Below are 21,029 nucleotides of genomic sequence, written 5' to 3' on the forward strand. Positions count from 1 at the left end.
GGCTTGTGGATAACGTGCGTGCACATGGCTACAGGCCACGGTGCGTATGGCATAGCGGCCATTGATCAATTAATGAGCAGAGCTCGGTGGTTGCCGGTTAAAGCAGGGCCGGGCATGCTGCCTGCTGATTTTCTATTCCAATGGCTGCCCCGGGTGGCCGAAGCAAGGAGAACACGATGTCCAACACCCTGTTTATCACCGGCGCGACGTCCGGTTTTGGTGAAGCCTGTGCCCGTCGTTTTGCCGAGGCCGGCTGGAAACTGGTGCTGACCGGTCGTCGTGAAGAACGCCTCAACGCGCTGTGCGCCGAGCTGTCGAAGCAGACCGAAGTGCATGGCCTGGTGCTGGACGTGCGTGATCGCAAGGCGATGGAGGAGGCGATTGCCAACCTGCCGCCGTCCTTCGCCAAACTGCGCGGCCTGATCAATAACGCAGGTCTCGCGCTGGGCGTGGACCCTGCACCCAAGTGCGACCTCGACGATTGGGACACCATGGTCGACACCAACGTCAAAGGCCTGATGTACAGCACTCGCCTGTTGCTGCCACGCCTGATCGCCCACGGTCGCGGCGCCGGCATCGTCAATCTGGGTTCCATCGCCGGTAACTACCCGTACCCGGGCAGCCACGTTTATGGCGCGACCAAGGCGTTCGTCAAACAGTTCTCGCTGAACCTGCGTTGCGACTTGCAGGGCACTGGCGTTCGCGTCAGCAACATCGAGCCGGGCCTGTGCGAGAGCGAGTTCTCGCTGGTGCGTTTCGCTGGTGACCAGGCGCGTTACGACGCGACCTACGCCGGTGCCGAGCCGATCCAGCCGCAGGACATCGCCGAGACGATTTTCTGGGTGCTGAATGCCCCGGCGCACATCAACATCAACAGCCTGGAACTGATGCCGGTGAGCCAGACCTGGGCGGGTTTTGCCATCGAGCGCAACAAGGCTTGATAGGGGTTTGCCCTCTTCGCCAGCCCGCTGGCGAAGAGGGCAAATCGGCCAGAATTTGGCAGTAAGGTAGACTCATCCCTCAACAACCCAACCGCACCCTGCGGTTATCAAGGTTTTTCGAGGAGTCAAAGTGAGTAACCGAGGTGAGCAGTCGCTGCTCAAACAATCGACCCTTCTGATGTTCGCCGTGTCGATCGCCGGGATCGCCACCGGTTTTGTTTCGGGTTCCCAGTCCATCCTGTTCGATGGCTTTTTTTCCCTGATTGCCACGTTCATCAAAGTCCTGATGCTGATCACCGCGAAGCTGATCGCCAAGCAAAGCAACCAGCGCTTCCAGTTCGGTTTCTGGCACCTGGAGCCGATGGTGCTGCTGATCGAGGGCAGTTTCCTGCTGCTGATTGCGATCTACGCGTTTCTCAACGGTGTGTTCGGCATCATCAATGGCGGTCGTGAAATCGAGCTGGGGCTGGTGATCTTCTACGCGGCGGTGTTTACCGTTGTCGAGTTCGCCTACTTCTTCTACGTGCGCCACCGCAATCGCAAGCTCAAGTCGAGCCTGATCCAGTTCGACAACATCAGCTGGCTGGTGGACGCGATGCTGTCCGTAGGCCTGTTGATCAGTTTCCTCGCGGCGCTGCTGCTCAAGTCCCAGGGCTATGGCGAATGGGCGAAGTTCGTCGACCCGCTGATCCTCATCGTGCTGGCCCTGACCATGTTGCCACCGGCGTTCAAGATCCTCGGTCCGGCGCTGCGTGACGTGCTCGGCATTGCGCCGGATACCCTGGATGAGCAGGTGCGCGAGGTGATGGAGGCGGCGAAGGCCGAGCATGGTTTCGACGATTACGTGTCCTACGTGCAGAAGCACGGACGGGCGCGGTTCATCGAGATTCATGTGGTGTTGCCGGCGGATTACCGGCTGCAGAGCGTCGGCCAGTTGGATGTGCTGCGTGAGGAGATTTCCGCGAAGCTGGGCAAACCGGACGCGGCGCGCTGGCTGACCATCAGCTTCACCGGCGACAGGAAGTGGATTGCCTGATGTTGTGTGGCGAGGGAGTTTGCTCTCTCGCCACTGCTGTCAGCTCAGATAGTCGGCGAGGCCGCGATAGCAGGTCGCCAAGTGATACGGCGTGGTCGACGGCATGTCCTTGCGGCTGACCTCGCCCTGTTCGTCGCGGCATTCATGCCAGCCACCGGCATGCAGGAAGCGCTGCTGCAATGCCTGCAACTGGCGCAGCACGGCGGCTTCGCTGTCCGGGCGCAAGGTCAGGGCGCGCAGGTATTCGGCCTGGGCCCAGATGCGCTGGGTCGAATCTTTCGGCCGTCCGTCCATATTCAGATCGAGCATGGCCCGTACCGCGCCGGACGATTGCACCACGCCGTACTGTTCGGTGAAGGCAAAGGCCCGGTCCAGGGCGGCATGCAGTTTCGAGCCGCGCAGCAGGGTCGATGATTCCAGCAGGAAATACCACTCGAACTGATGGCCCGGCTCATACCAGTTATCCACAGCCCTCAGCGGTTTCTCCATCAGCACACCGGCCTGCGGATCGACGAAGTGCTTGTGCATGGCTGTGCATAACTCGCTCAGCGCCTGCTGGGTCTGGGGATCTTCACGCACGGCCAACGTGGCCAGGAAGGCTTCGGCCAGGTGCATCAGCGGATTTTGCAGCGGGCCGGTTTGCAGCGTGATCCAGTCGCGGTCGAGGCAGGCTTCGTAGAGACCGTCACCAGTGGCGAACCGCCGGCCGATGACTTCCAGCGCAGCGTTCAGGGTTGATTCCACCAACGGCTCACGAGACTTGTCCCAATAGTGGGCGCAGGCGAACAGGATGAAGGCGTGGGTGTAGAGATCCTTGCGCTGATCCAGCGGTTTGCCTTGGGGATCGATGCTGTAGAACCAGCCGCCATGCTCGGCATCATGGAAGTGCCGTTGCAGGGAGCGGAACAACGCGGCCGCCCGGACTTCGGCGTTATCCACAACTCCGATCAGGCTGGAAAACAGGTACAGCTGCCGTGCGCAGGCCATGGCCCGATAGCGCTGCGGTGGCAGCGGCTGATGCGCGGCGTCGAGCGCCTCGTAAGGCAACGCCATGTCGGCGTTCCAGCCCGGTCCTTGCCAAAGGGGCACGATCACGTCCAGAAAGTGCTTTTGCACTTCACCGAACAGGGTGGTCAATTCAGGCAGGGAGGCGGAGCGGGAAGCGTGGGGCATGGGCGGACGTCGTCACGGCAGGGGCGATTGCGCGACATGGTAGCAGAGAGTGGCGATCGATCGTTCCCGCGCCATGCCCGGGAACGATCAGAGGTGCAATTCAGCCGGCCAGCAACCACGCGCCGGTTACCGCCGAAGCGGCTCCGGCCAGTCGCACCAGCGGCGCGGCAGCCTGAGGCAGAAAACGCACGACCGCATAACCCGCCGCATGCAATGCCGCTGTCGCGACCACGAAACCGGTGGCATACGCCCACGGGCTCGACATGTCCGGCAGCTCCAGGCCATGGGCCACGCCATGGAACAGTGCAAACAGCGCCGTCGCCGCCACGGCCATCACCAGCGGCGGACGCACCGCCAGCGCCACCGCCAGGCCCAGCGCCAGAACCGAAGCGGCAATCCCGCTTTCCAGCGCCGGCAGCTCCAGCCCTTCAAACCCGAGCAAGCCGCCGATCAGCATGGTGCCGACGAAGGTGCACGGCAGCGCCCAACGTGCCGCGCCTTGCTGCTGCGCCGCCCACAAGCCGACGGCCACCATCGCCAGCAAATGGTCGAGGCCGCCGATCGGGTGACTGATACCAGCCACCAGACCAGAGTCGCCGTGGCCGGGGTGGGCGAAGGCCAGTGCCGGTGTCAGCAGGAGTGCGACGGCGCCGAGAATGCGTTTGAGTGTCATGGAAAAGCTTCCTTGTTGATCAGTGAATCAGGCTGCAGTCAGCAGGCCCTGGCGTTCGATGAAGGCGATGATGTCTTCCAGGCCCTGACCGGTTTTCTGGTTGCTGAACACGAACGGCTTGCCGTTGCGCATGCGTTGGGTGTCGCTGTTCATCATCTCCAGCGAGGCGCCGACCAGCGGCGCGAGGTCGATCTTGTTGATCACCAGCAGGTCGGATTTGCAGATGCCGGGCCCGCCCTTGCGCGGCAGCTTGTCGCCGGCCGACACGTCGATCACGTAGATGGTCAGGTCGGACAGTTCCGGGCTGAAGGTCGCGGAAAGATTGTCGCCACCGGACTCCACCAGAATCAGGTCCAGCCCCGGAAAGCGCCGGTTCAGTTGATCCACCGCTTCGAGGTTGATCGACGCGTCTTCGCGGATCGCGGTGTGCGGGCAGCCGCCGGTTTCCACGCCGATGATGCGTTCCGGCGCCAGGGCTTCGTTGCGCACCAGAAAGTCGGCGTCTTCGCGGGTGTAGATGTCGTTGGTGACCACCGCCAGGTTGTAGCGCTCGCGCAGCGCCAGGCACAGGGCCAGGGTCAACGCGGTTTTGCCGGAACCGACCGGGCCGCCGATGCCGACACGCAGGGGTTGTGTGTTCATGTGATTCTCCAGACTGAAAGGCCCTAGGAACGGAACAGGCGGCTGTACTGGCGCTCATGGGCCATGCACGCCAGGGACAGACCGAACGCGGCGCTGCCGAGGTGTTCGGGATTGATTCGGGTGGCGTCCTGCTGGGCTTGTTGCAACAGCGGCAGCAGTTCGCTGGTCAGGCGCTGGGCGGCTTGCTGGCCCAGCGGCAGGGTTTTCATCAGCACCGCGAGCTGGTTTTCCAGCCAGCTCCACAGCCAGGCGGCGAGGGCGTCCTGCGGAGTTATCTGCCAGGCGCGGGCCGCCAGTGCCCAGCACAGGGCAAGATGCGGTTCGGCGCAGTGTTCGAGAAAGTCCCGCGCGGCCTGATCGAGTTCGGGCAAGCCGTTGAGCAATTGCTGCAACGAGTAGCCCATCTGCCGGCTCTCCAGATGCAGCTCGCGGGTTTCGCGGCTGGCGCGGTGGCTTTCGCAGATACGCAGCAGCTCATCCCAGTTTTCGTCCGCAGCGGCCTGGCAATGGGCGAGCAGTAGCGGCGCTTCGAATCGTGCGAGATTGAGCAGCAATTGATCGCTGATCCAGCACCGGGCGCTGTCCGGGCTGTCGACGCGGCCGTTATCCACAGCCATCTCCAGGCCCTGGGAATAGCTGTAGCCGCCAATCGGCAGTTGCGGACTGGCCAGGCGCAGCAGCGCCCAGGCCGGGTTCACAAACGGACGCCGAACTGGTGAAGTTTCGGCGCGTAGTTGAAGTCTTCTTCACCGTGCCGCGAATGGTGGTGGCCACCACCGTAGGCGCCGTGTTCCGGCTGGAACGGGGCTTCGATGGATTCCACCTGCGCACCCAGTTGCTCAAGCATGGCTTTGAGTACGTAATCGTCGAGCAGGCGCAACCAGCCATCGCCGACTTGCAGCGCTACATGGCGATTGCCCAGGTGATAGGCCGCGCGGGTCAGTTCGAAGGCGTTGGCGCAGGTGACGTGCAACAGTTGTTCGGGGCGGGCGCAGACCCGGACGATCCGGCCATCTTCGGCCTGCAGGCATTCGCCATCATGCAGCGGCGGCTGGCCGCGCTCCAGAAACAGTCCGACGTCTTCGCCGTCGGCACTGAAACAGCGCAGACGGCTTTTGCTCCTGGCCTCGAAGGTCAGGTGCAACTCGGCGGCCCAGACGGGTTGGGGGTCGATTCTGCGATGAATCACCAGCATCGGAAAGCTTCCTGCTAAGAACAATGCTCAGGCTAGAGCAAGGGGCTTGCCAATCGGACGAGACGTAGGAAAACCCTGTCGGAGACTAGCGGATGTTTCAAGATGTTGCAGGATTGTGAGGTGTTTTGGTGCATGAAGTTTTTTACATGCACCAATTTGCGGCGCAAAAAAAATCGCAGCGTTGGCTGCGATTTTTTGCTGACTCACTCGGTACTGCCGAGCCCTTGCCAGTGCTTCAACCCGATGAAGATGAAGCGCAACTGCTGGGTGATCTTCGCCTGGGGCGTCAGATGCTCGGGCAGGGCTTCGGCGGGCGGGTCGATGATGTCCGGCAGGGTGGCGAACACCGATTTGACGATCAGGTCGGCCATCACGCTCAGTCCCTCGCGATTGAGGTGCTGGAGCTTGGGCATCAGGGCCAGATCCGCCGCCAGGTCGGAACTGATGTCCTCCCGCAAACGGCCGATGGCCTGACGCACCGGCAACGATCCACCGTACTGCTCGCGGGCCAGAAACAGGAATTGCGAACGGTTGGCACTGACCACGTCGAGGAAAATCCGCACCGAGGCATCGATGATGCCGCCCATGACGAATTCGTTGTGACGCACCAGGCGGATGGTTTCGCGGAATGTCTGGCCGACTTCGCTGACCAGTACCAGACCGAGTTCGTCCATGTCGGCGAAATGCCGGTAGAAACCGGTGGGCACGATGCCGGCGGTTTTCGTCACTTCACGCAGGCTCAGGCTGCCGAATCCTCGGCCGCTTTCCATCAAGTGGCGGGCAGCGTCCATCAGGGCGTTGCGGGTCTGTTGTTTCTGTTCGGCGCGGGGCAGCATCGCAAGGGTGTGTTCTTAGGCAAGACAAGCGCCGCACTCTAGCAAATCGGCTTTGTCGGCGTCGAACGGCAGCGGGGGAGAGGGAGCAGGGAAATCTCGACTTTTTTTATGCCGGCCTCTGAAAAGTCAAAAGCCCAATCCGGGGATTGGGCTTTTTTTTCCAGGCCGCCACGGGCTTAGCTCAAAGCGCTGTTGCGTTCGATCACGCGGTCACCACCACCTTCGGCCAGGGTTTGACCTTGTGGGGTTTTGTCGTAGCCATCGGCAGCCAGGGTTTGACCTTGTGGGGTCTTGTCGTAGCCGTCGGAAGCGAGGGTTTGACCTTGTGGGGTCTTGTCGTAGCCATCGGAGGCCAGAGTTTGACCTTGTGGAGTCTTGTCGTAACCGTCCTGAACCAGACCTTTCTCTTCCAGACGATCACGGCCACCTTCGGCTAAGGTTTGACCTTGAGGGGTTTTGTCATAGCCATCTTGAACCAGACCTTTTTCTTCCAGACGGTTACGACCGTTTTCAGCCAGGGTCTGGCCTTGTGGAGTGCGGTCCGAACCGTCAGCGGCAACAGTCTGGCTGAACACCGAGTGGCTGGACTTCACTTGCGGGGTAGCCTGATCGGCAGCTGGCAGAGCGAAAGCGGTGCTGGCCAGCATCGAGAGGGTAAGACTGAACAGAAGTTGGCGTTTCATGATGGGTTGCTCCTTGGGAGGGCGATAAAGTGGGTACGAAGCCAATGCTACTCTCGATAAGTCGATATAAAAGTTCATAAACACAATGGTAATAATCAACAGAATTGATTGTTCGCTTGGGAGGCTCTAGCTCGGGCGTTTCAGGCGGGCGGTTTTGCACTGCGGTGGGTATTTTCCACCCACTTGCGCCCCGCAAAAGTGCGGGGCCGGTAACGCCGATTCGACCGATCGGTCAGAATGGCCACCGTTTTTTGGCCCCGATGGGGCTTTCGATTAAACCTGCGGACGGTTTGTCAGTCGTAGACTTCATGAGGGCCTTGCAAGGCCCGTTGTATCAGCGGCGTCGATCCGCAGTCGTTTTCAGGAGCTTTGTGCATGACGCGCACCCGTAAAATCTTCGCCTGGACCTTCGCCACCCTCGTGCTGCTGCTGGCGGTGCTGGTCCTGATCATCGTGTTCTTCGACTGGAACCGGATCAAACCGCCGCTCAACGCCAAAGTCTCGGAAGAATTGCACCGAGCGTTCGCCATCAACGGCAACCTCGCCGTGGTCTGGCAGCGCGAGCCGGACGAGGGCGGCTGGCGCGCCTGGGTGCCTTGGCCGCATGTGGTGGCCGAAGACCTGACCCTGGGTAACCCGGACTGGTCCAAGCAGCCGCAGATGGTCACCCTCAAAAAGGTCGAGTTGCGCATTTCGCCGCTGGCCTTGCTGGCGCAACGGGTGACGATCCCGCGCATCGACCTGACCGAACCCAACGCCCAATTGCAGCGCCTGGCGGATGGTCGCGCCAACTGGACGTTCAAATTCGATCCCAAGGACCCGAATGCGGAACCGTCGAACTGGGTGGTGGACATCGGCGCCATCGGTTTCGACAAGGGGCACGTCACCCTGGATGACCAGACCCTAAAGACCAACCTCGATTTGCTGATCGATCCGCTGGGCAAACCGATTCCCTTCAGCGAAATCGTCGGTGACAAAGCGGCGAAAACCGCGCTGGAAAAGGGCGGCGCGCCGCAGGATTACGCTTTTGCACTGAAAGTCACCGGCCAGTACCACGGTCAGAAACTCACCGGACAAGGCAAGGTCGGCGGCCTGCTGGCCCTGCAGGATGCGGCCAAACCGTTCCCGCTGCAGGCCCAGGCGAAAATCGGCGACACCAGCATCGAGCTCGCTGGCACCCTGACCGATCCGCTCAACCTCGGCGCCCTCGACCTGCGCCTGAAACTGGCGGGCGCCAGCCTCGGCAATCTCTATCCGCTGACCGGCGTGACCCTGCCGGACACACCGCCGTATTCCACCGACGGTCATCTGATCGCCAAGCTGCATGAGCCGGACGGCGCGCAGTTCCGCTACGAGCAGTTCAACGGCAAGATCGGCGGCAGCGACATTCACGGCGACCTGGCCTACGTTGCCAGCCAGCCACGGCCCAAACTCAGCGGGGCGTTGCTGTCCAATCAACTGCTGTTTGCCGACCTCGCGCCGCTGATTGGCGCGGATTCCAACGACAAGCAAAAGGCCCGTGGTGGCGAGAGCAAGCAACCGGCGGACAAGGTTCTGCCGGTGGAGGAGTTCAAGACCGATCGTTGGCGGGCGATGGACGCCGACGTCGAATTCACCGGCAAACGCATCGTCCACAGTGAGAAGCTGCCGTTCACTGACCTCTATACCCACCTCAAACTCAACGACGGCGAACTGAGCCTGGAACCGCTGCGCTTCGGCGTGGCCGGCGGCAACCTCGATGCGCAGATCCGCCTCAATGGCCGCACCGAACCGCTGGAAGGCCGGGCGAAACTGACTGCGCGCAAGTTCAAGCTCAAGCAGCTGTTCCCGACCTTCGAACCGATGAAAACCAGCTTCGGCGAGCTCAACGGCGATGCCGACATCAGCGGTCGCGGCAACTCGGTGGCCAAGCTGCTGGGCGGCGCCAACGGCAACCTGAAGATGTTGATCAACGATGGCGCCATCAGTCGTGAGTTGATGGAACTGGCGGGGCTCAACGTCGGCAACTACGTGGTCGGCAAGGTCTTTGGCGACAAGGAAGTGAAGATCAACTGCGCGGCGGCGGACTTCGACATCAAGACCGGCCTGGCGACCACGCGGCTGTTCGTGTTCGATACCGAGAACGCGATCATCTACATCGACGGCACCGCGAACATGGCCACCGAGCAACTGGACCTGACCGTGACGCCGGAATCCAAGGGCTGGCGTCTGATCTCCCTGCGCTCGCCGCTGTATGTGCGTGGCAAGTTCATCAAGCCGGATGCCGGTGTGAAAGCGGTGCCGCTGATGCTGCGCGGTGCCGGGATGGTGGCGCTGGGTGTGATTGCCGCACCGGCGGCGGGGTTGCTGGCACTGGTGGCGCCGAGTGGTGGCGAGCCGAACCAGTGCGCGCCGTTGCTGGAGCAGATGAAGGCGGGCAAGGCGCCAGTAACCGTCAAACCCACCAAATGATGCTTTAGCGTTTATCAGAAAGCTATCGCGGGCAAGCCCGCTCCCACAGGTTCAGTGAAAGCCCTGTGGGAGCGGGCTTGCCCGCGATTGGATCTGGAGAATCAGAGGTCTTTCAGGATGTCCGCCATGTCATCGGCATGCTCTTCTTCCTGAGCCAGGATGTCTTCGAAGATCCGGCGCGTGGTCGGATCCTTTTCGCCAATGTACTGGATGATTTCTCGATAGCTGTCGATGGCGATCCGTTCGGCCACCAGGTCTTCGTAAACCATTTCCTTCAGGGTTTTGCCCGCCACGTATTGCGCGTGGGACATCTTCGACAGCAGATCCGGGTTGAACTCGGGCTCGCCGCCTAGTTGCACGATGCGCTCGGCGAGGCGGTCGGCGTGAGCCGCTTCCTGAGTGGCGTGCTCGAGAAATTCATCGGCGGCGACGTTGGCCTTCAAGCCGTTGGCCATGAAGTAGTGGCGCTTGTAACGCAAGACGCAGACCAGCTCCGTGGCCAGCGATTCATTGAGCAGACGCAGCACTTCTTCTCGATTGGCGCTGTAGCTTTCGGTCACCGCGCCGTTTTCGACGTGTTGTCGTGCGCGCTCGCGCAGGGTTTGAACATCAGACAAATGCAGGTCACTCATTTCAGTCTCCTGGAGGCTAATCCGATTTGGCGCCACGTTCTGCCGACGTGATCGCTACCCAGGTTGTGAGTGATGCGCGCTGCAAAAAGTTTTATGTATTTTTCGCGGATCTCGGCGTCAGTCCGGACAGTTGCGCCTCTTCCTGCAGCCAGGCGAAGAACGCCCGCACCGGCGGATGCCGCTCGCGCCCCGGCACGCACAGTGCGCTGTAGCCCGCGCCATCGACCTGCACCTCGGCCTTGTAAGGCACCAGCAAACCGCTGGCGACGCTCTCCGACACCAGAATATTGCTCGCCAGCACCAGCCCTTGCCCGGCGATGGCGGCTTGCAGGGCGTAGTGTTCTTCGTCGTATTCACGGATCACCGGATGCTGATTCATCCAGTTCTCGCCGGACTTGCCGCACCACGCTTCCCAGCCATGGGCGTACAGCTTCGAGTTGTGCCAGTGCACGCTGATCAGCGATGGCGTGCGGCGAGAGGCCAGCGCCACTTGTTCCGGCGAGCCGTAAACGCCGAACGATTCATCGAACAGGCACAGTCCGTAGAGGTTCGGGTAATCGTCGAGGCTGTAGCGCAACACCAGGTCGACGCTGGCGTCCTGATGCAGGTCGATCACTTCGCAATGGGTGTCCAGCCGCACATTGATGTTCGGGTGTTTCGCATAAAACCGCCCCAGTCGCGGCACCAGCCATAGCGCGGCGAACGCGGCGGTGGTCGACAGCGTCAGGCTGCTGCCGCTGCGTTGCGGGCGCAGGGTGTCGACGCTTTGTGCCACTTCCAGCAATGCGCCGTGCAGGCTGCGAAACAGCCGCTCGCCGCCCTCGGTCAGACGCACCTGACGTGGCAGGCGTTCGAACAGCGCCACGCCGAGCCAGTCTTCCAGCGAACGGATCTGGTGGGAAATCGCCGTCGGCGTCACCGCCAGTTCTTCGGCGGCCGCCTTGAAGCTCAATAGCCGTGAGGCGGATTCAAAGGCGCGCAGGGCGGTCAGCGGCAGTGAAGCGAACATGAAAACTCCATGGATGAAATCAATTCATCCAGACTGATTTTTGCTCATTTGAGGCGAAGAAGTGATGCCTGCAATCTGGCGCCACACAGTCACTCAAGTCTAGCCCCTAGGAGTTTCAGATGAGCAAGATTCTTGCGATCCATGCCAGCCCTCGCGGTGAACGTTCCCATTCACGGCGTCTGGCGGAAAGCTTTCTCAGTGCCTGGCAAGTCCGCCATCCACAGGCTCAGGTCACTCGTCGTGAAGTCGGACGGGCGTTGATTCCGGCCGTGAATGAAGCGTTTGTCGCGGCAGCGTTTTACCCGGAGCCCGAAGCGCGGCCGCTGTCGATGCAGGCCGATCTGGCCCTTAGCGATCAACTGGTGGGCGAGTTGTTCGATCACGACCTGCTGCTGATTTCCACGCCGATGTACAACTTCAACGTGCCCAGCGGCCTCAAGGCCTGGGTCGATCAGATCGTGCGTCTGGGCCTGACCTTCGACCACACCCTGGACAACGGCGTCGCCCAGTACACGCCGCTGTTGCGCGGCAAGAAGGCGCTGATCGTCACCACGCGCGGCGGTTTCGGTTTCGGCCCGGGCGGTGAGCTGGAGGCGCTGAACCACGCTGATCCGTGGTTGCGCACGGCGCTGGGGTTCATCGGCATCAACGACGTCACGGTGGTCGCGGCCGAGGGCGAAGAATCCGCCGAACGCACCTTTGCGGTGTCGGTGGCCGAGGCCGAGCAGCGTTTGCTCGACCTGGCCCGGGAGTTCTAGGTGGCCTGGCTGTTTCTGCTGATCGCCGCCGGGTTCGAGGTCACCTTCGCCATGGGCATGAAATACACCGAAGGTTTCACCCGGCTGTGGCCGTCGCTGATTACCGTGATCGCGGCGGTCGGCGGGATTTATTTCCTGACCCTGGCCATGCGCGAGCTGCCGGTGAGTATTGCCTACCCGATCTGGACCGCCATCGGCTCGCTCGGCACGGTGTTTCTTGGTTTCGCGCTGCTGGGCGAGAGCCTGACGCTGGTGAAATTGTTGTCGGTAGGGCTGATTGTGGCGGGGGTGGTGGGGCTGAAGTAGGCTGGTCGTGGACTTGTCATCATCGAGGAGGATGCTTGGCGGGCGTTTTGCACGTCATGCATCCACCCACCGACCACAGGGATGTCTGCCCATGTCGCAGGAATCGGCCACACGTTATCCACTGGTGCTGGTGCCGGGAATGCTCGGTTTCATCCGTCTGGTGCTGTACCCGTACTGGTACGGGATCATCAAAGCGTTGCGCCGGGGTGGTGCGACGGTGATTGCGGTGCAGGTGTCGCCGCTCAACTCCACCGAAGTGCGCGGCGAGCAGTTGCTGACGCGCATCGATGAAATCCTGCGTGAGACCGGCGCGGCCAAGGTCAATCTCTTCGGCCATAGCCAAGGCTCGCTGACGGCGCGTTACGCGGCGGCCAAGCGCCCGGATCTGGTGGCGTCGGTGACGTCGGTGGCCGGGCCCAATCACGGTTCGGAACTGGCCGACTATCTGGCGAAACACTATCCGGCGGACAGCGCCCGGGGTCGTATCCTCGAGGCGCTGTTGCGGTTTGTCGGCTGGTTGATGGCGCTGCTGGAAACCGGTTACCACGGACCGAAACTGCCGGTGGATATCCACGCCTCGCACAACTCCCTGACCACTGAAGGCGTGGCGCTGTTCAACCAGCGTTATCCACAGGGCTTGCCGGAAACGTGGGGTGGGCAGGGGCCGGAGGAGGTCAACGGGGTGCGTTATTACTCGTGGTCCGGCACCTTGCAGCCGGGCAAGACCGACCGTGGCGGCAACCTGTTCGACGGCACCAACCGCAGCTGTCGGTTGTTCGCCAAAACCTTCGTGCGCGAGCCGGGGCAGTGCGACGGCATGGTCGGACGCTTCAGCTCGCACCTCGGTACGGTCATCGGCGATGACTACCCGATGGATCACTTCGACATCGTCAACCAGTCACTGGGACTGGTCGGCAAAGGGGCAGATCCGGTGCGGCTGTTCGTCGAGCATGCGGCGCGGTTGAAAGCCGCCGGAATTTAGGCCGCGCTCGGAGTGCGGGAGCGGCCGAGGACGGTGGTCCAGCGCTCGGAAAGAATCACCCCGCCCAGCGTCAGCAAGCCACCGACCAGGTGATACATCGCCAGTTGTTCCTTCAGCACCACCGCGGCAATCAGCGCGGTGATCAGCGGCAGCAGGTTGAAGAACAGCGTGGTCCGGCTCGGCCCCAGACGCTGCACGGCCTGCATCCACGCCAGCGGCGCGAGCATCGAGGCCAGCAGGCACGCGTACAGCACCAGCGGAATGTTCTGCAGGGTCAGGCCTGTCTTCGGCGACATGGCGTACAGCGGGAAAAGCACCACCACCGCCACCAGCACCTGCAGGTACAGCAACACCAGCGGCGGCAGGCGCAGCTGCCATTTTTTCAGCAGGGTGCTGTAGATCGCGTAGGCGAGGGTGGCGATCAGCATCATCGCGTCACCCAGATTCACCCCGTGTTGCAGCAGCGCGCCGAGGCTGCCGGACGACACCACCACCAGCACCCCGGCGAATGACAGCACCGCACCGACCAGCGCGCCGGCGGTCAGGCGCTGGCCGAGGCTGATGATTGCCATGGCCAGCGACATCAGCGGCATTAACGACAGGATGATGCCCATGTTGGTGGCACTGGTCAGGGTCGCGGCGAAGTAGGCCAGGCTCTGATAGACCGCCATGCCCAGCACGCCGAGGATGAAGATCTTGCCCAGGTTCGGGCGGATTTGCGGCCAGTGTGCAATCACCTTTTTGAGCATGAACGGGGTGAACAGCAGGCCGGCGAGCAGCCAGCGGTAGAAGCCGATCTCGGCAGGGAAGATCGCGCCGACAGCCAGCTTGTTGATCACGGTGTTGCCGGCCCAGATGAAAATCGCCAGCAGGGGAAACGCGTATTGCATGGGAAGAGAAACCAGTACGTTGATGAACGGTGATTATCCCCTGTCTGGATGCAGGCCTATACTGCGAACCGGACAACCCGCCCCTGATTCCGGACAGCATGAACAGTAAACACATCGATCTGCTGGATTTCAGCGAATTGCCGTCGGCGGTGTATTTCCGCTATGCCGACTTCAACGCCCACGAATACGCCGCGCCGCACCGTCACCCGTGGGGCACTCTGGAGTACGCGGCCCACGGCGTGCTGCACATGGATGTCGACGGCAGCCGCTTCATGTCGCCGCCGCAATACGCGGTGTGGGTGCCGCCGCAGGTCGAGCACAGTTTCTACAGCCATCAGCCGGTGAATTATCGGGCGGTGTGCCTGGCGCCCGAGGTCTGCGCGGACTTGCCGGCGCAGGCTTGCACCCTGGCGATCAGTGACATTCTCAAGGCCATCCTCAAGGACTTCGCCGCCCGGGATGTGAAGATCCCCGCGTTCGACGCCGACCAGCGTCTGGCCCAGGTGCTGGTGGATCAACTGCGCCAGGCGCCGGTTCATCAGTGTTATCTGCCGTACGCCAGCAGCCCCGGGCTGCTGACCATCCTCGAAACCCTGCAGGCCGAGCCCGGCAACAACGAGCCGCTGGCACACTGGGCGGCGCAGGTGCATGTCAGCGAGCGCACCCTGGCCCGGCAATTCGTGCGTGAGTTGGGGATGAGTTTCGGCGAGTGGCGCCAGCGTTTGCGCTATCTCGCGGCGATCGAAGCACTGGAGAGTTCGCGCAGCGTGCAGGAAATCGCCTTCGATCTCGGCTACAGCAGCGGCTCGGCGTTCATCGCCATGTTCGCCCGTCAGGCCGGGTGCACGCCGGAGCAATACCGACGCAGTCACCTGGAGAGCAGGAAGGTGTAACAAGCTTTGACTACACTCAGCCGGAGGCCGTATCCATCGATGCGGCGACAAGGAGAAAACTCCATGAAGATGCTGCGTGTCCCTTTGTTGATGATCGGTCTGCTGCTGTGTTCCCAGGGTTTCGCCGCCACGGCGCAACAGAACAAGATGACCACCTGCAACGCCGACGCCACGGCCAAGAGCCTCAAGGGCGACGAGCGCAAGGCCTTCATGAGTACTTGCCTGAAGGCAGCGCCGGCGGCCAATGACGCCAAGACCCTGACCCCGCAGCAGGAAAAGATGAAGACCTGCAATGCCGATGCCAAGACCAAAGCCCTGACCGGTGATGCGCGCAAGGCGTTCATGAGTGATTGCCTGAAGAAAAAATGAGGCGGTTCGGCGGGATGGGTTCGACTTGAGAACCGGCCCTCACCCTAACCCTCTCCCAGGGGGAGAGGGGACTGACCGCGTTGTCTCCAGACATTCTTCGACCTGAAACATCCGGTCGATTATGGATTCGATACAGTACTTTCAGGTCGCCGGATTTTCCGAGCATCCCGCAATTGGTTCCCTCTCCCTCCGGGAGAGGGCTAGGGTGAGGGCTGGTTATCAAGCCAAGCCCCAAACCCACAAACACCGCATATCCCTAGTGCTCCCCAAGGATCGCTGGCAGACTGCCAATCCTTTTACGCCGTTCGTTTTGAGGCTGTATGCCAACGTTTTCTGAGCGTCATGTTGTGTTCTGGGTCAGTTGCATCATCATTTTCGGCGGTTTGCTGCTGGTACTGCCGCTGCGCTTGTTGCCCAGTCTGTTGGCCGGGTTGTTGGTGTTCGAGCTGGTCAACATGCTCACTCCGCAACTGCAACGGCTGATCGAAGGCCGCCGCGCGCGCTGGCTGGCGGTGGCATTGCTGGGCACGCTGGTGGTGAGTGTGCTGGCGCTGATCTTTGCCGGGGCCATCAGTTTCCTGCTGCACGAGGCGGAAAATCCCGGAGCTTCCCTCGACAAATTCATGGGTGTGGTTGACCGTGCGCGCGGGCAACTGCCGCCGTTCCTCGACAGCTATCTGCCCGCCAGCGCCGCCGAATTCCGTGTGGCCATCGGTGAATGGGCGAGCAAGCATCTGTCCGAGCTGCAACTGGTGGGCAAGGACGCGGCGCACATGTTCGTGACCCTGCTGATCGGTATGGTGCTCGGCGCAATCATCGCCCTGCAGCGCGTGCCGGATGTCACCAAGCGCAAGCCGCTGGCGGCGGCACTGTTCGACCGTCTGCACCTGCTGGTTCAGGCGTTCCGCAACATTGTCTTCGCGCAGATCAAGATTTCCCTGCTCAACACCTTCTTCACCGGGATCTTCCTGGCGGTGATCCTGCCGCTATTCGGGATCAAGCTGCCGCTGACCAAGACCCTGATCGTGCTGACGTTCCTGCTCGGGCTGTTGCCGGTGATCGGCAATCTGATGTCGAACACGCTGATCACCATCGTCGGCCTGTCGCTGTCGATCTGGGTGGCGGTTGCCGCGCTGGGCTACCTGATCTTTATCCACAAGCTCGAATACTTCCTCAACGCACGCATCGTCGGCGGGCAGATCAGTGCCAAGTCCTGGGAGTTGCTGCTGGCGATGCTGGTGTTCGAGGCCGCGTTCGGCCTGCCTGGGGTGGTGGCGGGACCGATTTATTACGCGTATCTGAAGAGTGAGTTGAAGCTGGGCGGGATGGTTTAAAAGCAGCTGCGAGTTTCGAGCGGCGAGCTGCAAGAAAAAGGCAAGAGCGGTGGCCGCTCTTGCCTTTGCTTTTACTTGTAGCTTGAAGCTTGCAACTTGAGGCTGCCGTTAAACGCCGTAGCGTTTCATGGCTTCAATTGCCAGACCGCTGCCAATGCTGCCAAAGATGTTCCCTTCCACATGCCGCGCATTCGGCAGCATGGCCGAGACGCTGTTGCGCAGCGCCGGGATGCCGCTGGAACCGCCGGTGAAGAACACCGTATCGACCTGACCCACCGCCACATTGGCGTCCGCCAGCAATTGCGTGACGCTGCCGCGTACCCGCTCAAGCTGCGCATCGATGGCCGATTCGAACAGGGCGCGGGTCAACTCGACGTTCAGCCCGGATTCGATCCGGTCCAGCGGCACGTGGCGGCTGTCGTTGTGGGTCAGGTGGATCTTGGTTTCTTCCACTTCCATCGCCAGCCAGTGCCCGGCGCGCTGTTCGATCAGCTTGAACAGACGGTCGATGCCGCCGGTGTCCTCGATGTCGTAACGCATGCTGCCCAGGGCCAGGGTGGATTTCTGCGAATACACCGAGTTGATGGTGTGCCAGGTCGCCAGGTTCATGTGGTGGCTGGTCGGCATGAGCGCGCCGCTCTTCATGCGGCTGCCGTAGCCGAACAGCGGCATCAGGCCTTGCAGGCTCAACTGTTTGTCGAAGTCGGTCCCGCCGATGTGCACGCCGCCGGTGGCGAGGATGTCGTCGTGACGGTTATCCATGCCCCGACGCTCGGGCGACAGGCGCACCAGCGAGAAGTCCGACGTACCACCGCCGATGTCGACGATCAGTACCAGCTCTTCCTTTTCGATGGTCGACTCGTAGTCGAAGGCCGCAGCGATCGGCTCGTACTGGAACGACACGTCTTTGAAACCGAGCTTGCGCGCCACTTCCACCAAGGTGTCTTCGGCTTCCTGGTCGGCCAGCGGATCGTCGTCGACGAAGAACACCGGACGGCCCAGCACCACCTGCTCGAACTCACGGCCGGCGGCGGATTCGGCACGGCTCTTGAGCTGGCCGATGAACAGCCCCAGCAGGTCCTTGAACGGCATCGCGGTGCCGAGGACGCTGGTGTCGTGCTTGATCAGCTTGGAACCGAGCAGGCTCTTGAGCGAGCGCATCAGTCGGCCTTCGTAGCCTTCCAGGTACTCGTGCAGCGCCAGGCGACCGTAAACCGGGCGGCGCTCCTCGATGTTGAAGAAGACCACCGACGGCAGGGTGATCTTGTCGTCTTCCAGCGCGATCATCGTTTCCATGCCGGGGCGCAGCCAGCCGACGGTGGAGTTGGACGTGCCAAAGTCGATGCCGCAGGCACGGGCTGGAGAGGCGTCTTTCATGTCTTTCGGTTCCGGTCAAAAAAACGGCCGCGCAGTGTATGTCAGTGCGCGACAGATTCGAAGGCCGGTCATCCGCTATTTCGCGTCTAAGCTTGCTTGAAAGTCGGCGCTTTGCCCCAAACTTGCTGGCATGGGCCGGCAGACACACCGGCGGTCGCAAGAACCGCCGTCCACTGCCGATAAACTTCTGCTGCGCCACCCGGTCACAACCTTGAGATCGGTCAACCGGCCTTGCGCGAATCGGCGCATGCTGGCAACGGCGCGAAATCGATAACGGATGGTGATTCCTTCGATGGACTTCAAAGACTATTACAAGATACTCGGCGTGGAGCCGACGGCTGACGACAAGGCAATCAAGGCTGCCTATCGCAAGCTGGCGCGCAAATACCACCCCGATGTCAGCAAGGAAAAAGACGCCGAGGCCAAGTTCAAGGACGCCTCGGAAGCCTATGAAGCGCTGAAAAGCGCCGACAAGCGCGCCGAATACGACGACCTGCGTCGCTACGGCCAGCACGGTCAGCCGTTCCAGGGCCCGCCGGGCTGGCAGAGCCGTGGCGGCTTCGGTGGCGGTGGTGGCGAAACGGGTGATTTCTCGGACTTCTTCAGTTCGATCTTTGGCAATCGCGGCCCCGGTTTCGGTGGCGGCGCTGGCCGGCAATCCCGCAGCGCCGGGCGCCGAGGGCAAGACGTGGAACTGGAACTGCCGATTTTCCTGGAAGAAACCCTGTCGAACGAATCGAAAAAGATCAGCTTCCAGGTGCCGCAATACAACGCCAGCGGCCAGCACGTCAGCAACACCAGCAAGAGCCTGAACGTGAAGATCCCGGCGGGCGTGACCGATGGCGAGCGCATCCGCCTCAAGGGCCAGGGCGCACCGGGCATCGGTGGCGGTGCCAATGGCGATCTGTACCTGACGATTCGTTTCGCGCCGCACCCGAAATTCGACGTCGAAGGCGAAAACCTGATCATCACCTTGCCGCTGGCACCGTGGGAACTGGCGCTGGGCACCGAAGTGGCGGTGCCGACCCTGACCGGCAAGATCAACCTCAAGGTGCCGGCCGGCAGCCAGAACGGCCAACGCATGCGCGCCAAGGGCCACGGTCTGCAGAACAAGGCCGGCGAACGCGGTTACCTGTTCGTCCAGCTCAAGGCCGTGATGCCAAAGGCCGCCGGCGATGACGTCAAGGCGCTGTGGCAGGAACTGGCGAAGAAAGCCGCCTTCAATCCGCGAGAGAACTTCTGATACTGACGACGGAGTAGCCCATCATGAGCAGCCCCCTGATCGTTCAACTGGACATGGCAGAATTCTGTGAGGCGGCCGATCTGTCGGACGTCTACGTGATCGAAATCGTCGAACACGGCATCCTCGAACCTCAGGGCGCGCAGCCCCGGGAATGGCGTTTCACCGACTACGAACTGGCCCTGGCCAAACGCGCCGCCAAGCTGCGGCGCGACCTGGAGCTGGAGTGGGAAGGCGTCGCCCTGGCGCTGGACCTGCTGGAAGAGGTGAAGGAGCTGCGGGCCGAGAACCGCATGTTGCGTCAGCGGTTGGGGCGGCTGGTGGTCGAGTGACCGCTTCAGGTCTTTCTTGGCAGCATCACGCTGAACAGCGTCCCTTCGGTTTCGCTTGAGCTGACTTCGATCGTCCCGCCGTGGGCGGTCACCACTTCCTTGACGATGAACAGGCCCAGACCGAGGCTGGTCGATGGTTGGCCAAGCTCTTCATCGGCGCTGCGTACCAGCGGATCGAAAATCGTGCCGATGGCTTCATCCGGGATCGGCTCGCCATAGTTGTGCACCGACAAATGCACTGCGTCGTTCTCGCCGCGCAGGGTCACGATCAATTCCCGCGGATTCGAACCATGTTGCAGGGCGTTGCCGATCAGATTCTGCAGCAGCTGATCCAGCCGTCCGGCATCCCAGACACCTCGGGTATCGCCGTCGATCTTCAGGGTCGGATCGCATTCGGGATTGCCGGCGCAGGCTTCGGCGATGGCCGCCCGCACCGTGTCGGCCAGATCCATCGGCGCCGGTTCGATGGGCAGGCTCTTGCCCAAGCGGCTGCGTACCAGTTCCAGCAGATCGCTGACCATGGCCGCCATGTGCCGCGCGCCGTGTTTGATATTCAATGCGCAGGTCAGCGCATCGCCTTCCAGAGTGGTTTTACCCATCAGCAGCTCGGTCGACATGCTGACCGCTTGCAGCGGTGCGCGCAGGTCGTGGCCGAGGATCGCGAGGAAGATGTCGCGCGAACGATTCACCTGTTCGGCGTAGGCCGCCGTGGATTCGGCCAGGGCTTCATCGATGGCTTCGTTGAAACGGATCATGTCCTGGAAGTACGCCATGTCCGGCGACTGCAACGTGCCGACCCACAGGCGGATCACGCAGGCGCGCAGGTGGCGGAATTCCGAAGTCATTTGCACCAGGTCGAAGCCTACGGTATGGCGCAGCTCACCGTGGCTGGCGCCGGCCTCGTCCAGGCTCGGGGTTTTCTCCGGGCCTTCGCCCTTGGCCTTGGCCATCTGCTCGCTTGCGGTCTGGGCGGTGTCCATATCGCGAGCGGCGGCCAGCAGAATCGCCCGGGCATGGTCGCGCAGCGCCGCCTGGTCCAGGGTGTCGGCCGCCGGAGTGATGGTCCTGGCGAACTGTTCCCATTCCTCGACGATGTGATCCGCGTGTTGCCGGATGAATTCGGATAATCGCATGTCCGGGTTCCTGGAAATTCAAGGCGGGGCGTTCGAATATTAGCCCCTTTGTGCGGGAATGAAAGCGCCGCCGGGGCCTGAAATTTGCGCTGACAAGACGCCGTGCGACAAGACATATGTACCTCGGCCACGGCGGTTCTCCAT

General features: G+C 61.9%; 23 protein-coding genes. 11 read left to right on the forward strand and 12 right to left on the reverse strand.

The genetic code is table 11. From position 1 onward, the window contains the following. Nucleotides 1-176: 176 nt before the first annotated feature. On the forward strand, nucleotides 177-941 hold the full coding sequence (locus R1A29_RS02340) for an SDR family oxidoreductase (RefSeq protein ID WP_007950653.1): 765 nt from the start codon (nucleotides 177-179) through the stop codon (nucleotides 939-941). Nucleotides 942-1,071: 130 nt separating this feature from the next. Beyond that, entirely contained in the window at nucleotides 1,072-1,977 is a 906-nt protein-coding gene (locus R1A29_RS02345; protein WP_438300539.1) for a cation diffusion facilitator family transporter, read from the forward strand. A 39-nt stretch (nucleotides 1,978-2,016) separates the two neighbouring features. On the opposite strand, the gene R1A29_RS02350 is transcribed toward R1A29_RS02345, so the two are convergent. The 7 genes from R1A29_RS02350 to R1A29_RS02380 all read right to left on the reverse strand — a co-directional run bounded on the left by R1A29_RS02350 (nucleotide 2,017) and on the right by R1A29_RS02380 (nucleotide 7,179). Beyond that, nucleotides 2,017-3,150 carry an AGE family epimerase/isomerase gene (locus tag R1A29_RS02350; RefSeq protein WP_438300540.1) on the reverse strand — a complete coding sequence of 378 codons (1,134 nt, stop codon included), beginning with the start codon at nucleotides 3,148-3,150 and terminating at the stop codon, nucleotides 2,017-2,019. A 100-nt stretch (nucleotides 3,151-3,250) separates the two neighbouring features. After that, nucleotides 3,251-3,823 carry a HupE/UreJ family protein gene (locus tag R1A29_RS02355; RefSeq protein WP_085732686.1) on the reverse strand — a complete coding sequence of 191 codons (573 nt, stop codon included), beginning with the start codon at nucleotides 3,821-3,823 and terminating at the stop codon, nucleotides 3,251-3,253. A 27-nt stretch (nucleotides 3,824-3,850) separates the two neighbouring features. Beyond that, entirely contained in the window at nucleotides 3,851-4,465 is a 615-nt protein-coding gene (gene ureG / locus R1A29_RS02360) for an urease accessory protein UreG (RefSeq protein ID WP_007950645.1), read from the reverse strand. Nucleotides 4,466-4,488: 23 nt separating this feature from the next. Then, nucleotides 4,489-5,163, reverse strand: coding sequence for an urease accessory protein UreF (locus R1A29_RS02365; protein ID WP_438300541.1), 675 nt, complete (start codon nucleotides 5,161-5,163; stop codon nucleotides 4,489-4,491). Next, the gene (gene ureE, locus R1A29_RS02370; RefSeq protein ID WP_085711182.1) at nucleotides 5,160-5,660 is read right to left on the reverse strand and encodes an urease accessory protein UreE; all 501 of its coding nucleotides are present in this window, start codon (nucleotides 5,658-5,660) and stop codon (nucleotides 5,160-5,162) included. Before ureE ends, R1A29_RS02365 begins: the two co-directional genes overlap by 4 nt. Nucleotides 5,661-5,863: 203 nt before the next feature. Further along, entirely contained in the window at nucleotides 5,864-6,496 is a 633-nt protein-coding gene (locus R1A29_RS02375; RefSeq protein WP_007950628.1) for a TetR family transcriptional regulator, read from the reverse strand. 176 nt (nucleotides 6,497-6,672) lie between these two features. Continuing rightward, nucleotides 6,673-7,179, reverse strand: coding sequence for a hypothetical protein (locus R1A29_RS02380; protein WP_438300542.1), 507 nt, complete (start codon nucleotides 7,177-7,179; stop codon nucleotides 6,673-6,675). 375 nt (nucleotides 7,180-7,554) lie between these two features. Here R1A29_RS02380 and R1A29_RS02385 point away from each other — a divergent pair, with 375 nt between their 5' ends. Next, a complete protein-coding gene (locus tag R1A29_RS02385) occupies nucleotides 7,555-9,630 on the forward strand; it encodes an AsmA family protein (RefSeq protein ID WP_085711184.1) in 2,076 nt (691 codons plus the stop codon). Between the two features lie 101 nt (nucleotides 9,631-9,731). On the opposite strand, the gene R1A29_RS02390 is transcribed toward R1A29_RS02385, so the two are convergent. After that, the gene (locus tag R1A29_RS02390) at nucleotides 9,732-10,262 is read right to left on the reverse strand and encodes a ferritin-like domain-containing protein (protein ID WP_085711185.1); all 531 of its coding nucleotides are present in this window, start codon (nucleotides 10,260-10,262) and stop codon (nucleotides 9,732-9,734) included. Nucleotides 10,263-10,353: 91 nt separating this feature from the next. Continuing rightward, entirely contained in the window at nucleotides 10,354-11,271 is a 918-nt protein-coding gene (locus R1A29_RS02395; protein ID WP_438300543.1) for a LysR substrate-binding domain-containing protein, read from the reverse strand. A gap of 119 nt (nucleotides 11,272-11,390) precedes the next feature. Between R1A29_RS02395 and R1A29_RS02400 the strand changes: the two genes are divergently transcribed. From R1A29_RS02400 to R1A29_RS02410, 3 genes are all read left to right on the forward strand, one after another. Beyond that, nucleotides 11,391-12,029, forward strand: a complete 639-nt coding sequence (locus R1A29_RS02400; RefSeq protein ID WP_438300544.1) for an FMN-dependent NADH-azoreductase — start codon at nucleotides 11,391-11,393, stop codon at nucleotides 12,027-12,029. Next, on the forward strand, nucleotides 12,030-12,335 hold the full coding sequence (locus tag R1A29_RS02405) for a DMT family transporter (RefSeq protein WP_438300545.1): 306 nt from the start codon (nucleotides 12,030-12,032) through the stop codon (nucleotides 12,333-12,335). Nucleotides 12,336-12,426: 91 nt separating this feature from the next. After that, nucleotides 12,427-13,317: an esterase/lipase family protein gene (locus tag R1A29_RS02410; protein ID WP_438300546.1), complete on the forward strand. Its 891-nt coding sequence runs from the start codon at nucleotides 12,427-12,429 to the stop codon at nucleotides 13,315-13,317. Here the strand turns inward: R1A29_RS02410 and R1A29_RS02415 are convergent. Then, nucleotides 13,314-14,207, reverse strand: a complete 894-nt coding sequence (locus tag R1A29_RS02415; protein ID WP_438300547.1) for a DMT family transporter — start codon at nucleotides 14,205-14,207, stop codon at nucleotides 13,314-13,316. The genes R1A29_RS02410 and R1A29_RS02415 overlap by 4 nt on opposite strands. Nucleotides 14,208-14,305: 98 nt before the next feature. Here R1A29_RS02415 and R1A29_RS02420 point away from each other — a divergent pair, with 98 nt between their 5' ends. From R1A29_RS02420 to R1A29_RS02430, 3 genes are all read left to right on the forward strand, one after another. Beyond that, the gene (locus R1A29_RS02420) at nucleotides 14,306-15,100 is read left to right on the forward strand and encodes an AraC family transcriptional regulator (RefSeq protein ID WP_085711295.1); all 795 of its coding nucleotides are present in this window, start codon (nucleotides 14,306-14,308) and stop codon (nucleotides 15,098-15,100) included. Nucleotides 15,101-15,163: 63 nt separating this feature from the next. Then, nucleotides 15,164-15,469 carry a PsiF family protein gene (locus R1A29_RS02425; RefSeq protein ID WP_065258819.1) on the forward strand — a complete coding sequence of 102 codons (306 nt, stop codon included), beginning with the start codon at nucleotides 15,164-15,166 and terminating at the stop codon, nucleotides 15,467-15,469. A 320-nt stretch (nucleotides 15,470-15,789) separates the two neighbouring features. After that, nucleotides 15,790-16,803: an AI-2E family transporter gene (locus R1A29_RS02430; protein ID WP_085711192.1), complete on the forward strand. Its 1,014-nt coding sequence runs from the start codon at nucleotides 15,790-15,792 to the stop codon at nucleotides 16,801-16,803. Between the two features lie 108 nt (nucleotides 16,804-16,911). Here the strand turns inward: R1A29_RS02430 and R1A29_RS02435 are convergent, their stop codons facing one another. Next, nucleotides 16,912-18,180, reverse strand: a complete 1,269-nt coding sequence (locus tag R1A29_RS02435) for an Hsp70 family protein (RefSeq protein ID WP_438300548.1) — start codon at nucleotides 18,178-18,180, stop codon at nucleotides 16,912-16,914. Between the two features lie 292 nt (nucleotides 18,181-18,472). On the opposite strand from R1A29_RS02435, the gene R1A29_RS02440 reads away from it, so the two are divergent. Together R1A29_RS02440 and R1A29_RS02445 are read left to right on the forward strand one after the other, a co-directional pair. Then, on the forward strand, nucleotides 18,473-19,423 hold the full coding sequence (locus tag R1A29_RS02440; protein WP_248738498.1) for a DnaJ C-terminal domain-containing protein: 951 nt from the start codon (nucleotides 18,473-18,475) through the stop codon (nucleotides 19,421-19,423). Between the two features lie 23 nt (nucleotides 19,424-19,446). Next, complete coding sequence (locus R1A29_RS02445) at nucleotides 19,447-19,752, forward strand: chaperone modulator CbpM (RefSeq protein ID WP_085711194.1); 306 nt, start codon at nucleotides 19,447-19,449, stop codon at nucleotides 19,750-19,752. Between the two features lie 5 nt (nucleotides 19,753-19,757). Here the strand turns inward: R1A29_RS02445 and R1A29_RS02450 are convergent, their stop codons facing one another. After that, nucleotides 19,758-20,885, reverse strand: a complete 1,128-nt coding sequence (locus tag R1A29_RS02450) for a sensor histidine kinase (RefSeq protein WP_438300549.1) — start codon at nucleotides 20,883-20,885, stop codon at nucleotides 19,758-19,760. Nucleotides 20,886-21,029 lie beyond the last annotated feature (144 nt).

The organism is Pseudomonas sp. NMS19W (assembly GCF_051554255.1).
Lineage (GTDB): Bacteria > Pseudomonadota > Gammaproteobacteria > Pseudomonadales > Pseudomonadaceae > Aquipseudomonas > Aquipseudomonas kribbensis.

Coding starts and splice junctions, on each gene's coding strand:
- R1A29_RS02350 (WP_438300540.1), bottom strand. CDS start 3,150: ATGCCCCACGCTTCCCGCTCCGCCTCCCTGCCTGAATTGACCACCCTG.
- R1A29_RS02400 (WP_438300544.1), top strand. CDS start 11,391: ATGAGCAAGATTCTTGCGATCCATGCCAGCCCTCGCGGTGAACGTTCC.
- R1A29_RS02420 (WP_085711295.1), top strand. CDS start 14,306: ATGAACAGTAAACACATCGATCTGCTGGATTTCAGCGAATTGCCGTCG.
- R1A29_RS02380 (WP_438300542.1), bottom strand. CDS start 7,179: ATGAAACGCCAACTTCTGTTCAGTCTTACCCTCTCGATGCTGGCCAGC.
- R1A29_RS02410 (WP_438300546.1), top strand. CDS start 12,427: ATGTCGCAGGAATCGGCCACACGTTATCCACTGGTGCTGGTGCCGGGA.
- R1A29_RS02450 (WP_438300549.1), bottom strand. CDS start 20,885: ATGCGATTATCCGAATTCATCCGGCAACACGCGGATCACATCGTCGAG.
- ureG (WP_007950645.1), bottom strand. CDS start 4,465: ATGAACACACAACCCCTGCGTGTCGGCATCGGCGGCCCGGTCGGTTCC.
- R1A29_RS02390 (WP_085711185.1), bottom strand. CDS start 10,262: ATGAGTGACCTGCATTTGTCTGATGTTCAAACCCTGCGCGAGCGCGCA.
- R1A29_RS02355 (WP_085732686.1), bottom strand. CDS start 3,823: ATGACACTCAAACGCATTCTCGGCGCCGTCGCACTCCTGCTGACACCG.
- R1A29_RS02415 (WP_438300547.1), bottom strand. CDS start 14,207: ATGCAATACGCGTTTCCCCTGCTGGCGATTTTCATCTGGGCCGGCAAC.
- R1A29_RS02375 (WP_007950628.1), bottom strand. CDS start 6,496: ATGCTGCCCCGCGCCGAACAGAAACAACAGACCCGCAACGCCCTGATG.
- R1A29_RS02385 (WP_085711184.1), top strand. CDS start 7,555: ATGACGCGCACCCGTAAAATCTTCGCCTGGACCTTCGCCACCCTCGTG.
- R1A29_RS02395 (WP_438300543.1), bottom strand. CDS start 11,271: ATGTTCGCTTCACTGCCGCTGACCGCCCTGCGCGCCTTTGAATCCGCC.
- R1A29_RS02340 (WP_007950653.1), top strand. CDS start 177: ATGTCCAACACCCTGTTTATCACCGGCGCGACGTCCGGTTTTGGTGAA.
- R1A29_RS02435 (WP_438300548.1), bottom strand. CDS start 18,180: ATGAAAGACGCCTCTCCAGCCCGTGCCTGCGGCATCGACTTTGGCACG.
- R1A29_RS02440 (WP_248738498.1), top strand. CDS start 18,473: ATGGACTTCAAAGACTATTACAAGATACTCGGCGTGGAGCCGACGGCT.
- R1A29_RS02430 (WP_085711192.1), top strand. CDS start 15,790: ATGCCAACGTTTTCTGAGCGTCATGTTGTGTTCTGGGTCAGTTGCATC.
- ureE (WP_085711182.1), bottom strand. CDS start 5,660: ATGCTGGTGATTCATCGCAGAATCGACCCCCAACCCGTCTGGGCCGCC.
- R1A29_RS02425 (WP_065258819.1), top strand. CDS start 15,164: ATGAAGATGCTGCGTGTCCCTTTGTTGATGATCGGTCTGCTGCTGTGT.
- R1A29_RS02445 (WP_085711194.1), top strand. CDS start 19,447: ATGAGCAGCCCCCTGATCGTTCAACTGGACATGGCAGAATTCTGTGAG.